The 15,022-nt window shown below is 34.3% G+C and carries 9 protein-coding genes; 5 read left to right on the plus strand and 4 right to left on the minus strand.

Annotated features, from left to right (window positions below; all coding sequences use genetic code 11):
• Positions 1 to 429 precede the first annotated feature (429 nt).
• The 3 genes from UABHE_RS17965 to UABHE_RS17975 all read left to right on the plus strand — a co-directional run bounded on the left by UABHE_RS17965 (position 430) and on the right by UABHE_RS17975 (position 5,208).
• Positions 430 to 1,572 carry a hypothetical protein gene (locus tag UABHE_RS17965; protein ID WP_372364615.1) on the plus strand — a complete coding sequence of 381 codons (1,143 nt, stop codon included), beginning with the start codon at positions 430 to 432 and terminating at the stop codon, positions 1,570 to 1,572.
• A 53-nt stretch (positions 1,573 to 1,625) separates the two neighbouring features.
• Positions 1,626 to 3,725, plus strand: a complete 2,100-nt coding sequence (locus tag UABHE_RS17970) for a serine/threonine protein kinase (protein ID WP_372364616.1) — start codon at positions 1,626 to 1,628, stop codon at positions 3,723 to 3,725.
• 163 nt (positions 3,726 to 3,888) lie between these two features.
• Positions 3,889 to 5,208 carry an MFS transporter gene (locus UABHE_RS17975; protein ID WP_372364617.1) on the plus strand — a complete coding sequence of 440 codons (1,320 nt, stop codon included), beginning with the start codon at positions 3,889 to 3,891 and terminating at the stop codon, positions 5,206 to 5,208.
• Between the two features lie 349 nt (positions 5,209 to 5,557).
• Here the strand turns inward: UABHE_RS17975 and maiA are convergent, their stop codons facing one another.
• The 4 genes from maiA to UABHE_RS17995 form a co-directional block, all read right to left on the minus strand.
• A complete protein-coding gene (gene maiA / locus UABHE_RS17980; RefSeq protein WP_372364618.1) occupies positions 5,558 to 6,193 on the minus strand; it encodes a maleylacetoacetate isomerase in 636 nt (211 codons plus the stop codon).
• A 10-nt stretch (positions 6,194 to 6,203) separates the two neighbouring features.
• Positions 6,204 to 9,695 carry a protein kinase gene (locus tag UABHE_RS17985; protein ID WP_372364619.1) on the minus strand — a complete coding sequence of 1,164 codons (3,492 nt, stop codon included), beginning with the start codon at positions 9,693 to 9,695 and terminating at the stop codon, positions 6,204 to 6,206.
• A gap of 32 nt (positions 9,696 to 9,727) precedes the next feature.
• A complete protein-coding gene (locus tag UABHE_RS17990; protein WP_372371638.1) occupies positions 9,728 to 10,834 on the minus strand; it encodes a hypothetical protein in 1,107 nt (368 codons plus the stop codon).
• Positions 10,835 to 10,977: 143 nt separating this feature from the next.
• Positions 10,978 to 13,998, minus strand: coding sequence for a serine/threonine-protein kinase (locus UABHE_RS17995; protein ID WP_372364620.1), 3,021 nt, complete (start codon positions 13,996 to 13,998; stop codon positions 10,978 to 10,980).
• 169 nt (positions 13,999 to 14,167) lie between these two features.
• Here UABHE_RS17995 and UABHE_RS18000 point away from each other — a divergent pair, with 169 nt between their 5' ends.
• Positions 14,168 to 14,680: an RNA polymerase sigma factor gene (locus tag UABHE_RS18000; protein WP_372364621.1), complete on the plus strand. Its 513-nt coding sequence runs from the start codon at positions 14,168 to 14,170 to the stop codon at positions 14,678 to 14,680.
• Positions 14,680 to 15,015 (plus strand): hypothetical protein, encoded by a 336-nt coding sequence (locus tag UABHE_RS18005; protein WP_372364622.1) that lies wholly within the window; start codon positions 14,680 to 14,682, stop codon positions 15,013 to 15,015. The genes UABHE_RS18000 and UABHE_RS18005 overlap by 1 nt, the downstream gene beginning before the upstream one ends.
• The last annotated feature ends 7 nt before the right edge of the window (positions 15,016 to 15,022 follow it).

Below are 15,022 nucleotides of genomic sequence, written 5' to 3' on the forward strand. Positions count from 1 at the left end.
TAAATATCGCGAGTCTCAACAAGTAAAAGACAAAAGCTCTTACATTGATATCTCAATGCCATTGACTTCAGCTCCAAAGGAACGTAATATATCCTCCAAATAATTCATAGCAAATTTATTTCATTTGATAAATAGGTAGAAGTAGATTTTACTAAAAGATGATAAATTCTAGCTAAGCTCTCAGCTGCAATCATCTTCTTTACAAAAGAGATGTTGCCGATAGAGAACTATTTGGTATTTTGTTAAAGGTTCTGAAATATGATATATCCACAAATTACAACCCGTAGATTAGTTTTGCGTACACTTGTACTAGAAGATGCACAAGATTTAGCTACTCGCTTTTTTGGACCTTTTCTTGTTTTATTGGGAATGGTGATTATAAGGAAGATAACTTCGGACGCGCTATTGTAGATAATGTAAGGAGTTTCGATGAATTTTATTAAATGGATCATGTCAAATGACAAAGGGAAATCAATTATCTTGTACCAACAAATTTCTTCTGACAACTTAGTCGCGAAAAAAAAAGCCTTTGATAAGTTACAACAAATGCCCGAATTTATTTCTTTGGTAATAAAGGAAATAGATAAATCTCCAGCTCCTGAGTCTGTTGATCATCTAATTGAACTAGTTGAACATTTTCCAAACGAACAGTTTATGGAAACATTTGTTAAAATAACAGCTATAAGAAAAAAATGGTTGCTTGAAACCAATCAAAAATTATATTGTGTATTGCAAAAAGAACAAAGCCCGATAAAACCTTGGGTTATTCAAGCATTGATAGAAAATCCCCAAAAAGAATCAATTCCACATTTAGTACGTGCAGCAAAAAATGACAATTCTATAGAAGAATTGGTTTTATTAGCGTTAAAAAAAATGGACGCATCCTTGGAACTTGTTCGTTACTTAAAACAAGAAAGCGCATGCGAGAATATCGTAATGAAAATGTTAGAAACATTACTTCCACAAAGAACAGCCAGTGTTCAACAAGATAAAATGTTAGTTATCGAATTGCTAGATATTGTGCAAAATAATGCCGATTTAAGATACTCTTCTCTAAAAATATTAAATCAAATGGGACCTAAGGTAAAACCTGTTGTTGATATGATACCGAGTAATTATCATAAAAACGTTTCTCCTACTCGCGAAGATAAAGAAAAACTACAAACGACAATAACACAAGTGGACAATGAACAAATAGATTCAGGTGATACGGCGTTTTCTTTCGATCAAATTTATATTTCACAAACGGATTGGGACGGGTATGAAGCAGTAAAGGACTCTAATAATAATAGCGATACAGTAACTATATATTTTTCGCGAAGTGAAGAAATGCATATATACGAATTAGTTTTTTTAGGCGTAACAAAATATAAGTTGCCTAACTATGATGATATTAATTGGTATGTTGATGGGCTACAAGTAGAAAAATTAGATAATTCTTCAAATCGTTACACAATAGAGTTCAACGATTACAACGATGAAGATCCAGATTTCGATATCGATGTCTTTGTCATTGCCGCAGAGTTGAAAATTCGCGAGCGATTATTTCCTAAATTTAATCGCTATAAGTAAAGTAGTGATTAATTCAGACATCACTTAATTGTAACGTTTATGAGGATGAACCCTTGAATTATAAAGATTATTTCGACATCGTGGATATTGCTTACCGTAATGATTTTATTAACTACAAAGAGAAGAATGAAATTATTAATGTTATAAAGCACTTTTCGAGTAGAAAACAAGCAATACCTATGCTGAAAATATTGCAAAAGTATAACGTTACAAAGCAACAAATGTTATTTATTCGCCAACAACAAGCAGCCTTCAAAGAAACAACAATCAAAGAACCGACAATTAAAGAGCCCAAAAACCCAGAAGTGGAAAAAATGTTTTCTTTATCTACAAGTATTTCTGGTCCAGAAATGGGAAGTAAAATTGGCAATTATGAAATAATAAAACTTCTCGGATCGGGAGCGATGGGATCGGTATACTTAGCAAAAGATCATAATGGGCAAAAAGTGGCGATAAAAAAAATGTTGCAGAGTGTGGCAGAAAGTAGGGTAGGAGTAAAACGTTTCCAAAAAGAAGTTAGTGCCATGAAAATGCTAAGGCATAAAAATATAATCAAGATTTTTGATATAGGGGAAGAAAAAGGCAACTACTATTTTAGTATGCAATACATCGAAGGTAAGCCACTTTCAGATTGTATTAGAGAAAAAATGTCTTCTTCGCGAATTGCAAAAATCGTAGAAAAAATTGCAAGAGCTCTTGAATATGCGCATTCAAAAAATATTATCCACCGCGACATAAAACCTGCAAATATAATGATCTCTAAAAGCGGTGAACCTGTTATTATGGATTTTGGATTAGCAGTCCAGGTAAAAGATAATAATCGCCTAACAAAAACAGGTTCGATGATCGGAACGTTAGCATATATGCCTCCTGAGCAAGTGCAGGGGAACAAAAAACACATTGATCATCAAACAGATGTTTACGCACTTGGAGCAACCATGTATGAAATGATGACGGGCCGGATTCCATTCTCTGGTTCGCAATTAGTCGTTTTAAAAAAAATAATACACGAAGATCCAATTCCTCCGAGGGAACTAAACAACTTAATTCCTGATTCATTAGAAAAAATATGTCTTAAAGCCATGGCAAAAGACAAGGAATTTCGATTTTTGAATTCCAGAGATATGGCAGAAGATCTCGAAAGGTTTCTTGGCGGTGAAAAAATTGAGGCTCGTTTAGATAGAAGAGTCATAAGCAAAAAAGGAAAGCAAAGAATTGTAACCATCGCCTATGGTAGTGGTTTTTTGTTGTTGATGATTCTGATAAACCTTACTTTTTCTTCTGGAAGTGCAAATATTCTTAGCTACGAAAAAAAAATAAAGGATAAAACACAAGCAATTGAAGAACTTAAAGTGAAAGTGACTACTTTAGCTAATAAAATAACCGAATTACGAGGCATCATCGACAAAAAATCTCAAATGGATAATGGAAAAACTATTGTTGATAGACTAACTAAAGTTACTTTTAATCATACTCTCGAAAAAAAAGCTATTTTAGTTTTGTCGAATTTAAAGTCGCTTCGCTTGTTTCAAGATTACTGGTCGAAAGAACATCTTGTAAAAATGAATAAATCTTTGAGGTTTGTCGCCGAACATAGTTACCAGGAACGAACGATGTATCTTAAAGCTGACATAGCTAAAACAGTATGGGGGTTTTGTATTGATGTAATAAGGAATCGTAAATTTTTAGACAAAGACAAGGTCTTATTTATGGACCTTTTTCTTGAACTTTCTCATAACTATACACCTTTGGACCGAGATCGATATTCTAGACAAATAAGAAAAAGATACGCGGAAATTGTTCTAAAAACAAAATTTAATGAATTTATGATAGTCAAAAATAACATAAGAACTGTTAACAAAGAACAAGTAGATCGGTTACCTGAACAATCTTATAAGTATTTCTTATTGGCAGATTATTACGACGAACAGTACAAAAAAAGTGGCAATTTGAATGACCGAAAAAAAAGCTTAGAACACATAAAGAAATCTTTGAAGCTCAATGTCAAAAACCCTGGATACATTCAAGAGATGTCAAAATTCTATAAAAGTCTATTCATGTTTAAGGAAAAACTTGCGAGTTTGAATGAATGTCGCGATATTAGCAAAATATTTATGCGTCATATGCCGATATTTAAAACTGTTATTGATTAGTATTCAACAAAGATAGTCAAAATTGGAATTGGTCATTATTTCTACTTTTTGCTAAAATTTAGATTTCAAAAATATTCTTAGCATAATGTTCGCCTGTTGTATACCGAATATAATTATTGTAGTATACGATTCATGATTTATTTACCTAAATTTGGGAGAGAAAATGTCTGATCTTACGCAAAATAATTTAGTTGAACAACGTACAAAATGGGAATACAAAATTCTTGGTTCTATGTACATTGGATATATGGCATTTATTCTTTGTAGAACAGCTATTTCGGCCTGTAGTCCAGAAATGATTAAGGATCCCAAACTTGGGTTTGATGAAGACACATTTAGTAAGATCGCTTTTTGGGGAACCATTGGTATGGTTACCGGAAAACTTCTTACTGGAGCGGTTGCTGACCGCTTAGGAGGTCGAATTGTTTACCTTATGGCTCTTATGATTACAGCAGTTATCACTATCGCGCTTAGTACGGGTAGTTATTTTGCTATGTTTGCCACTCTTAACTTCGTTATGTTACTTGCCGCCGCAGCAGGTTGGCCAGCGATGGCTAATTTAATTTCAAATTGGTACCATTCAAGTAAATTTGGAAGAGTTTGGGGAATTATATCTACAAGTTCGCGTTTAAGTGCGGTTTTTTCGGCTATATTTTTAGGCTATCTGTTGTCTAAATTAGACTGGCACTATGTTTTTTGTATTGCTGGTGGTATTGGGCTTGCGACAGTATTTCTGATTTTCTTCTATTTAAAAGGACATCCTCGAGATGTTGGGTTAAGTGATGTTGAGCCAAAAAAAGCTAAACAGGCGGAAGATGCAAATCTAAATCACCCAATGGATGGTGCAAATATCAAACAAGCTCTTATTACTTTTGCTACAAGTGGGCGATTTTGGTTAATGTGTTTGAGTTTAATGTGCACCACAGTATTAATGGAATTTATTATCTTACTCCCTCTTTATATCGATCAATCTTTTGATGTTCCAAAAGGCTATGCCACTATAACCTCGGCAATTTTTCCCGCAGGTTGCTTAATCGCTTTAATTGGGGGTGGTTTTGTCTACGATAGTGTTACGCGAAAAGGTAGAATTGCTTTGTTAGGAGGTTTACTGACTTTGACGTGCATTTGTATTTCAATACTCCTATACTTACCAGGTTTTGATATATCTAATTCTGCTAAATTTTTTATAGCCGTTGTCACTTTGTTTTTCTTTGGTTTAACCGTTGCTCCTGCTTACTACCTTCCAATGAGTATTTTTTCGGTAGAATTTGGAGGAATCCATTGCGGTCTACTTATTGGCATAATAGATGCTACTGGTTATGGGGCATCTGCTCTTTACCTCTGGCAAGGTGGTAGCATTGTAAAAGACCACGGTTGGGGGGCATTACTAGAGATATTTCTAATCATAGGTATCATTGCTACTTTGATCACTGCTTGGTTTGCTTATGAGGATTACAAAGGTTCCAAACAAACTACAAAATAGATTACTGTATCAGAGAGAAAATACAAGAGTTTGCGATATGTATCATCAATCTTGTATTTTCTATCTTAGTTATTAGGGCCTGTCATCATTCAAAGTGTTTTTTCGAGCCCGAGCCCATTTCCGAGCCCGATTTAAAAGCTTTTAATCAAAGAAAGTAAGCATTGTTACAATTCGTAAAAAGTTCTGTTTTTTTACCATCTTTAGAAAGTTTTCGGAAACGGACTCGGGCTCGGAAACGGGCTCGATACTTTTTGTAGTATTAACACAAGGCAATGGCACCTGTTTATTCTCACGGGCCGAATGATGACACGCCTTAAATAACAATTATTTTCTTTTCACTATTTTCAAATTAGGTTATTGCTCCGGGCTGATTATCAGGGTGCGACTTTTTGTAGCTCTCAAGCGCAATACAGTTGTTGTATACTTTATAAATATTCGTATATTTCTCAATATCTACACCAAAACGGATAGCATTGTAACATTGAGGTAGTAAGCACAGATCTGCTAAAGTAATATTGTCTCCGAAACTATAAGTACCGACAGTAGAAGAGATCGTTGTTTCATATGTTTCAAGTCCTTTGTTAATCCAATACTGAGCATATTCTTTACGTTTCTCTTTCTCTGAAGAGTAATAGATTTGCGCACATAGATTTTGTAATGGTTGAGTACCAGAAGTAATGATGGTTGTTAATTCACGTACGCGCATTCTATCTAGCTTATTTTGGGGTAGTAAATTGGGTTTGGGATATTCTTCCTCTAACCATTCAATCATCGCTACAGATTCTCCAAACGATTTTCCATTTACTTCTAAGCATGGAACAAATCCGCTGGCTACCTTGGAAAGGTACTCTGGTGCTTTTTGTTCTTTTTTTAATAGATTAACGGCAATAGATTCATATTCTATTTGTTTGATCTCTAGAGCCCATCTAACGCGCCAAGAAGATGACGAGCGCCAATAATGATAGAGTTTTAGTTGATGTGCCATACTCGTTTCCTTAAAATCGCCATTCAAAAGCCCATAGTTTTATAATTCCATCACTACCTGCAGAGTAGCCAGAAAAACCTTGCGAATCTAGATCTACTTTAACGACTTTTCCTGTATGTGCCTTGATTTTCTTTATGCATTTTTCTTGTTCAAAATCCCATATATAAATGTTTCCATTGTCACCTCCTAACAAAGCTATTTTTTGCTGTGTCGAGATTGACATACAAGTAAGAGCTTCATTGTCAGTTACTTTGTATATGTTGTTACATGTTCCGCTACGAATACTCCACACTTTTAAACAACCGTCTGTTCCACAAGAAACCATTTCAGCTTTATCAAAATCAAGAATACTGATTTGAGAAGTGGGGCCTGCTGTTTTGTTTGTTTCAAGAATACACTTGTGAGATTCTGTTTCCCAAAATTTAATGTTTCCTTGTAAAGAACTGCTAACAATTACAGACTGGTCATCGGTAATTGCGAGATCGGTTATATAATCGAGGCTTTGGCAATTTCCAAGAGGATCACCTGTTTGATGATCCCAAAACTGTATAGTGCCGTCGGAGCTCGCTGAAATAAGCGTATTGCCTATGATTTTTAAGCAAGTAATACTGTTGGTGTGCCCTTCGAGTATTGTCCAATTGTCTGTTTCGGGTGTCCATAAATGAACAAAATGGTTATTATCTCCAAAACACAAATTGCGTTTATCGGGAGACATGATAAAGCACGAAAAGTTATATTTACTTTTTTGCCAAAACACATCACAACTCTTTTCTGCTACTTGCCAACGATATAAGCGGCTATTGTTACATATGGAAAAGAAATAATCGTCGTTGAGAATGAGAAAATCCTTAATGCCGCTTTCGTGATAAAAAATAGAAATAAGTTTGTGATTATTAATTGCACGTGGCAAGGCATCATTTTTCTTAATTAATGCTGTTACGCTTTTTAATGTATCTAAGTATAGGTTTTGTTCTGTTGCATCGAGAATCTTTTTATAAAAATCAAGTGCTTTGTCTAACTTGTTGTTGTGTACAAAGTTTTCAGCTTTATCTCTCCAAAAAGCAATTTGTTGACGCTTTTCAAGGGAGACTGGTTGCGTTAGGCGATCTAGAACAAATGGTGTTTCCATCCAGCAAGGGCAATTACGTAAACTAATGTCTTCAAATACACGAATAGTTCCATCGACATATCCAGCGATAATAATGGATTTATCATGCGACAAAGTAACCTGAGTAACACTTTTTTTCTCGCCCTGTAGCAATGCAATTTTAGTATTTGATGGTACATCTAGGATGTGAACATTGCCACATGCATCGCCTGATACCGCAATAGAACCGTCGGAACTAAGGGATAAAGAAGTAATGTCGCCATATAGATTTTCCATTGTCGCAATACAGCAACCATTTAATACATCCCAAACTCGTACGGTTTTGTCCCAACTTCCTGAAGCGGCAATATCTCCTTCACTTGAAATATCAACGCAGTTTACACAGTCTTGGTGCCCGTCTAAATTGAGTTGACACTCTCCCGTTTCAACGCTCCACACTTTCACTGTTTTATCTAAACTACCTGATACAAAAGTTTTTCCGGAATTGGTGATAGCAATACTTGTTACCGCTTTTGTATGTTTGCGAAGTTCATGGGCACAAGTGTGTGATTTCATGTTCCATATTTTGATTATCGAATCACCATGAATTGATATTCCGACTTCTTTTTTCTCGCCAAAAACAATATCACTCATGTGCTGAGAAAAAAAACTACGATGAATGCGTCCTGTTCTCGATAATGGAATTTGCATGGTGTTTTGCACTTGTTGTTGTTTTTCGCCTTTAGGCCAACTCCATATATTTTCAATACCATCTATTGTTGTCACTGAAATATACTTCTTATTTTTGGTTACGGCTAAATCAACAATATTTTTTCCAATGTGAAATGTGCGAACGTGGCTCCATTTGTTTTTAGGATACTGATTTGTTAAAGCGTCGCTATGAAAACCTTTCTCAAAGTATTCTCTGGCTTTTGACCAATCTCCCATTGAAGTAATGACCATCCCGTAGGCTAAGAATAAATCAAAGTATGGTCGTGGATAATTAAGACCTTCGTGCCAAGCTTGGTGCGCGCTTTTTTCGTCTTGAAGTGCCAAAGAGCTTGCTCCCATTAAGTACCATAGCTCTTGCGTGGCATCTTCTTTTTTGACTTCAGAACGGAAAATCTCTTTTGCTTTTTCATATTCTCCCATGCGATAGTATAAACAGCCTTCAATAAGCTGCAGTGGATATTTTTTCTCAGGCAGTTGCTGAATTTTATCCAACATATCTTGTACAAAGCTTCCGAATTCTAGGCATATTAAACTTTGAAATACAACTATCTTTTCAAGATCAATATACTGTAAATCTTTGGTCGCTTGTAAACACTCGCGTAAAGAAATTTTTTGTTGCCGCAATTGCAAAAGTTTTAAATTTAGTATAGCAGAAATGCGATCTGTGTGTAGTAGTGACACATCGCGAAGAATAGATTTTGCTTTATCAGCATTATCATTATCTATTTCACCAAGAGCACGATTATTGAGTGAAATAGACAACAAACTAGTGTCGGGAAAATTTTCTGCTATATAATTGATTCCTGTATAACTTTCGTATATTTTGTGTAGTGACGATTTAATTCTAGAAAAAGAAGGTCTTTCTTTCGGATCTATCGACAAACACGAAGAAACTAAGTCGGAAAATTCATTAGAGATGTATGAATACTTTTGCTTAAGAGTAGGCACAGTATTTCGCTCATATTTACGTGCATAAAAGGAAAACATTTTCTTTAAATTTCCCTCAAAGTAAAAAGGAAATTCGCGACTACACATGTAATAAATTAGCATGCCAAACGAATATACATCTGCAGGGAAATTTTCTTTCCACGAAAAACTTTGTGCAAGGTAGTATTCAGGCGGTAAAAGCGCAAATTTTTTATATATTTTTTGCGCATCAAAATCGAAAGGATCTTGTAAAAAAGATGAGCGTAAGCCTCGCGCTGCACCTTCCAAATTTTCCCCGAACTCCCATCTTATATTATTTATCTTAATGCGCCCATTTTGTAGAATAATTATATTATCAGGAAGAAGGGCGCTATGTACAACTCTTTCATCATGTAGGTAGTCCATGCCTTGGCTAATTTGTATTGCAAACTCTAAAATTTGTGGAAAATTTTCTGTTGAGTATTTCAAGGGGATAGAAGTTAGATTTTTTCCACGAGTATTTTCTATAAATAAGCATGGTTTCTCTTTTATATCTTTAATGAAATATGCAGATATTATATTCGGATGCGAACTCACTTCAATCCATGTTTGCGCTTCTTCGTGTAAAAATTCTTGCGTACCATATAAATTTTTAATTACACGAACAACAACATATTCTCGCCAAGAGTTATGCCAAACTTGATAATCTGTGTAGTAGGCGTTTTCATATAGCGTTTTTTCAAAGTAATATTTTTTTTCTAAAACATTTGCATTCATAATTTTTTCCAAGAATTTTGTTTAGGGCGTACCTACGCTTCTGATGCGTTTTTTATAGCTAGTTGTGCTCTTTCACATGCCTGAATGTATAAATCGCAGACATTTTTATATTGTATTTCATCTGTTGGATCTAATGTAGATAAATATTCTTGAGTAAAACAATAGTCATGAGCAAAAAGTAAGTTTTTCCACGCTTTACGAATAGTTAACGCCTTTGGATCCTTTTTTTCTTTTTCGACGATAATGTCTCGTGCTTGTTGTGCCAATTGTTGTAATCTTTTGTCTTGTAATAGGGCAGGTCCTAACTCTATTTCATTTTCAGCACGTTCGATAAGTGGAATTGGTAATGAAAAATGGAAATTGCCTGTACTCTGTAAACCTTCTATAAAAAAGCGAAAACGCTGAATAGCAGAACGTGGACCTTCTTGAAAAAATGGAAGTTCTGCATTTACATGGAACAGAAGAATTGGTTTTTCAACTTTGTCAAATAGAAGAAATAATTCATTTGTCAAATCCTTCGATGTTATACGTCCAGTAAACAAGTCGTCTATTTTTGTTTCTGAGCTTACTAATCCATCAGTATAACTAGATATGGCATGAATATGGGTATTTTTTAATCCACGTATTTGATGAATAGAAGTAGTACTTTTAGGCGATTTTTTATGACAATTTACCACACTATTTCCCGAAAGAAGAGTGCATTTGAAGCCTGCTTTTTTTAGGATGCCTGGCATATAAACGTCAATCCATCCCTCTTGAGGCATAAAAATATTTGTTGATTTTCCAAACGTTTCTTTATTTACTTCGTGAGCAAACCCCAGTTGATGAAGTATTTCTGTTTTCGATAGTTGTGTTAAAGCAGCGCTACTAAAACCTTTTGTTGCAATAACAGCTTGCTCTTCTGCTACAGTACTTTTCAGAGATTCAATGATCTCTTCTTGGCGCTGTGTATGTAACCTTTCGATCACACGTCCAGAAATTCCGTGTACAACAGGCAGCATTAATTCATTACATGTTTTAATTAAAGGTAGGTAGGCTTTTTCACAAAGTTGTGGAAACATATCTTGAGGAACTTTTTGTGGATTGTAGTCAAGAACAACAACAACTTCTATCATTTTATTTCTCCAGTATATTATAATTTTGAGAAGATATTTCGTATTATTGCTGCTCTATTTTACAAAAACACAGCGCGTCATCAATGAAATTTCTAGATACAACACGGATTCATAATATTTTAAGGAGTGGAGCAAATTATTTTCTGCCACATCTCAAGTGAGTATTCTTATTGTTTATGATCAAGTGTTTTTCTTAGTAATTTCTCCATTTCTTCTAGTTTTCGGTACCATGTCTCTTTGTTTTTTTGAAGTTTTAATAGGTAGAACGAAAATTTGACATAACGATACGCTAAAGACAACTTGTGCAATTTTCGGTACAGACGTATTTGCTTAAAGCATCTCTGAATATTTAGTGGTGGGTATTTGACAAATTTTTTTGTGGTGTCACTGGTAGGAAATCGTTTGGAGTGAAAAAAGTGATAATGCAGCGTTTGCATGGAGAGTTTGTAAAGACGTTGATATACTTTTTGCTCTACGATATTTTGTAAACCATTTTGAATGCGAAGAAGTTGCAAAGAATATACTATATCGTAGTGGTAATCGGGATCTTGTTTAGAACAGCTTTCTAACATGCTTAGTACTTTGTGTGCTTGTTCTGAGGAAAATTGACTTTGCGTAGATTTAGAAAGTTGATTTATTGTATATATCGTTTTAAGTTTATAGGCATCTTTACCTACATACATTGGCAAGATCTGAGAAACTCTATCGTAGTTTTGAGTAAGCAAGCATCGTAAAATTTGGCCTTTCATTGCTTCACTTGACTTTTTATATAGTGTTAACAAAAAATGAGGAGATACTTTTTTATAATTAGCAACTAAAGAAAATATATTTGGTTTACCCTTGATTAACTGCGGAATCTCTTTGATGAAAACTTGTTGTGCTTTTTTACATCTTTTTTGAAAATAAAGAGGTAGTAGTTCTTTTACCTCCTCTATAGAATGGAAGAACCAACACAAGTCTAAGAAAAACAATAGTTCTTGTTCTAAAGAAAGATCTTTAAATTTATGACCTTTCTTCTGCAAGGTACTTATATATTGAGGGCTACATCGAATTAGTTTTCGTAGGAGTAGAGAGCTTTTTTTTTCTAAGCGAGTATTAATTTTATATTGATAATGGAAAGAATTGAGACTTTTATTTTTCTCAAGTACTGGTAGTAGAGAATGTAATTTTTTTTCATCACGAAAATAAGAAATACTACACGTCGCGATACTTTCATCGTAAGCAGCTGTGAGCAAATGATTAAAAAGCAAATCGAGATCCAGGTTTGGAGAGTTACCGAGAACGATACTTGCTAAAAAGAAATCGGGATAATCTTTTTCTATGTGGTAAAGCAAAGAAGCGTCTTTGGGATTTTTATTCTTACGAAGAGTGCTTAAAACATAAAAGTAACGAAACTCAGGTAGGTTAGGATATAGAGAAAAAAGCCCTGTTGCTAGTTTGTTAATTTTGGGATATTCTTTTGCTACATGAGCTTTTAGTAAAGGAAAAGTGTGCGCAAATGTAGTATTTTTTAATTTACTCTCAATGAAATCTTCTAGTGGCTTCCAATTGTCACTGTGGGTACTATTACACAAAATAAAAAATTGTAAAAAAGCGTCGTTTGTCATTTTTTCTTTAAGTTGTAATTTGTTATATGTGTTCCAATTACTTAAACGATAAAAAGCTTCTTCTAATTGTCCTACTCCGTAGCTACATACAGGGTGGAAAAGTTGTGATTGTAGTTGTGGGTATTTTTTTTCAAAAATATTACTGTAAACTAATAATAAATGATATTGCCCTAAGCACGCAAAAATACGTAAAGAGTAAAAAAAACCAATAGGTCCATATTTTTTATTACGCAATACTAATGGCGTTAATTGCATAGCTTTTTGCCATTTACCGTTATAAAAGTAACTCGTTAATTTGCATAGAGGGTCGTTAGTATAGATTTGCAGATTTTCAATTTTCTCTAGCTCGTAAATCTTTTGAGCACACATCTCGTAATTTTTTTTTCGGGCAAGTAAAATGCAACTTTGTAACTTTTCTTCGAGTAAGGATAATTGAGTTATTTTTGGAGCCTTTACCTCTAATACCTTTGGTCCCATAAAAAATTGATTGATTATAGTTCCTAGAACTAGGCCTGTTAATAGAAAACATAACATGACTACATACATAAGTCTATTTGATGATTTTTTACGGCGACTTGTTGTGTAACGGCGTATGCGCGAAAGATCAAAGTCGTTGCCATATTTCGCACGTAATTTGTGCAGCTTTTTGATTTCTTCACTTGAAACTTCTATGCTTGGTTGCCATTTATTGCGAGATGTTCGCTCGTCGTGGATAATTGTTGTAGAGTCTGTTTTCAATTCCTGATAGATAATAGAAAGTTCATCGGCTAATTCTTGGCAAGAAGCCATACGATCTTCACTGTTTTTTTCCAATGTTATTTCTATAAGAGATGAAATTTTTTGGTAAATAGGAACATCTTTTTTTATCTGCTCTGGTAACACGTCCCATAGTGATTTTATAGATGAGTTGGTTACAGCATTCCAGGTTGAAATAGCTGTCTTTTTCTGAAAAGGTGAAAGTTTTAACCATAATAAAAATTGGTATAGTACTATTCCTACACTAAATACATCACTATTTTTACAGACAATACCCTCTATTTGTTCCGGACTCATGTATGCTGGTGTACCAATCGCATTTCCTTGGGTCAAATCATTTGGACGTTTTTCTAAATTTTTACCAAGACCTAAGTCTAAAAGTTTTACATTTTTTTGCTGTTCATCTATAACGATATTTAAAGGTTTAATATCGCGATGAATAATTCCCGCGGTGTTGACAAGGGCTACCGCTTGCGAAATTTGAATAGCAATAGCTAGTTGTTCTTTTAGCGATAGACTAGATGGTTTTTCTTTTATTATTTTTTCTAGAGAAATACCTTTCGCGTATTCCATAACTAAAAATATGTGGTCACCTACTTCGTAAAAATCAAGGGCTTTGACTATGTTTGGGTGATCCATTGCCGCAAGAAATTCATATTCGCGTACAGCCCTCTCTCTGGTTTGAGATCTATTGTTTACTGGAAAAATAATTTGTTTAACCGCTACTTGCTCTTTTGTTTGAATGTTATAACCAATGTATACGCGGCCCATTCCACCTTGACCTATTATTTTACCAAGTTTGTATTTTGAATGTAGAGTTTGCAAGCACCACCTCCTATAAATTATCCATCAACATTTTACTAGCTTTCGTATGTAGTTACAAAAATAATCATAAAAAATAATTTTTATGAAAGTTTTCTAAAATGACATACGACTTTCTAATTGTTGAAACGAAAATAATTCGTTTTAGTGACCTACTAAAGAGGAATTAAAAATGAAAACAGAGGAAGAGCAAGATTCTGATATCGATCTTGAAAAATTGCAAATGGGTCAAACCGAAGAGTTTGACAAAGTATATCAAAAATACGCAAGCAAGGTTTTTATGTATGCTCATAGAGCTTTATCAAGTCGCGAAGATGCTGAAGAAATCATGCAAGAAGTTTTTTCTGAAATTTGGCAACAACGACAGAAAATTCGTTCTGAAGGTTTGATTTGGAAGTTAGTACGCTGTCGATGTATTGATAGATTGCGTAAGAAAAAAGTTCAATGTATTAGCGATGAATACTTGCAACAAGTTTATCGTGAAAGTGATCTTAGCAAGCATTTGATTGATGAAGAACAGCGTCAGACAATGCTGGATAAAATTTCTTGTGGTGAAAGAAAAGTACTCAGTTTGTTGATCAAAGGTTTCACTCGCCAAGAAATAGCTGATTTACTGAAAATGCCAATAGGTACAATTGATTCGCGATTGCACCGTTTAAAAATCAAATTGAAAGGAAATTCATAATGGGAGTAAAGAAAGCCGCGGAGAATGCCGCAGAGAATGCTCAGGATGAAGGTAATGCCGATGGAGCAGCAGGTGTAAATGTAGAACTGTTTATTACTGAAAAATTATTGTGTGCACAACAAGAAAAACTTCAAGACTTGTATGCAAATGATATTGAATTTCAAAAACAGATAGACGATGACTACTGTAATAGCCTTTTAAAGGAAGAATTACAGCAACAAGGATGCGAAGCTTATGATTTTTTATCACAAAATTTTGCTACAGATGAAGACATAGTTTTTAATGAAGAAGATAAGCAAGACTTATGGAAAAAAATTCAACTTCGCATCAAATAAATAGTTT

The organism is Candidatus Uabimicrobium helgolandensis, from assembly GCF_041508025.1.
GTDB lineage: Bacteria > Planctomycetota > Uabimicrobiia > Uabimicrobiales > Uabimicrobiaceae > Uabimicrobium > Uabimicrobium helgolandensis.

What these genes read in the sequence shown, in the direction of transcription:
- UABHE_RS17975 (WP_372364617.1), top strand. Translation starts at nt 3,889, where the DNA reads ATGTCTGATCTTACGCAAAATAATTTAGTTGAACAACGTACAAAATGG.
- maiA (WP_372364618.1), bottom strand. Translation starts at nt 6,193, where the DNA reads ATGGCACATCAACTAAAACTCTATCATTATTGGCGCTCGTCATCTTCT.
- UABHE_RS18005 (WP_372364622.1), top strand. Translation starts at nt 14,680, where the DNA reads ATGGGAGTAAAGAAAGCCGCGGAGAATGCCGCAGAGAATGCTCAGGAT.
- UABHE_RS17985 (WP_372364619.1), bottom strand. Translation starts at nt 9,695, where the DNA reads ATGAATGCAAATGTTTTAGAAAAAAAATATTACTTTGAAAAAACGCTA.
- UABHE_RS18000 (WP_372364621.1), top strand. Translation starts at nt 14,168, where the DNA reads ATGAAAACAGAGGAAGAGCAAGATTCTGATATCGATCTTGAAAAATTG.
- UABHE_RS17965 (WP_372364615.1), top strand. Translation starts at nt 430, where the DNA reads ATGAATTTTATTAAATGGATCATGTCAAATGACAAAGGGAAATCAATT.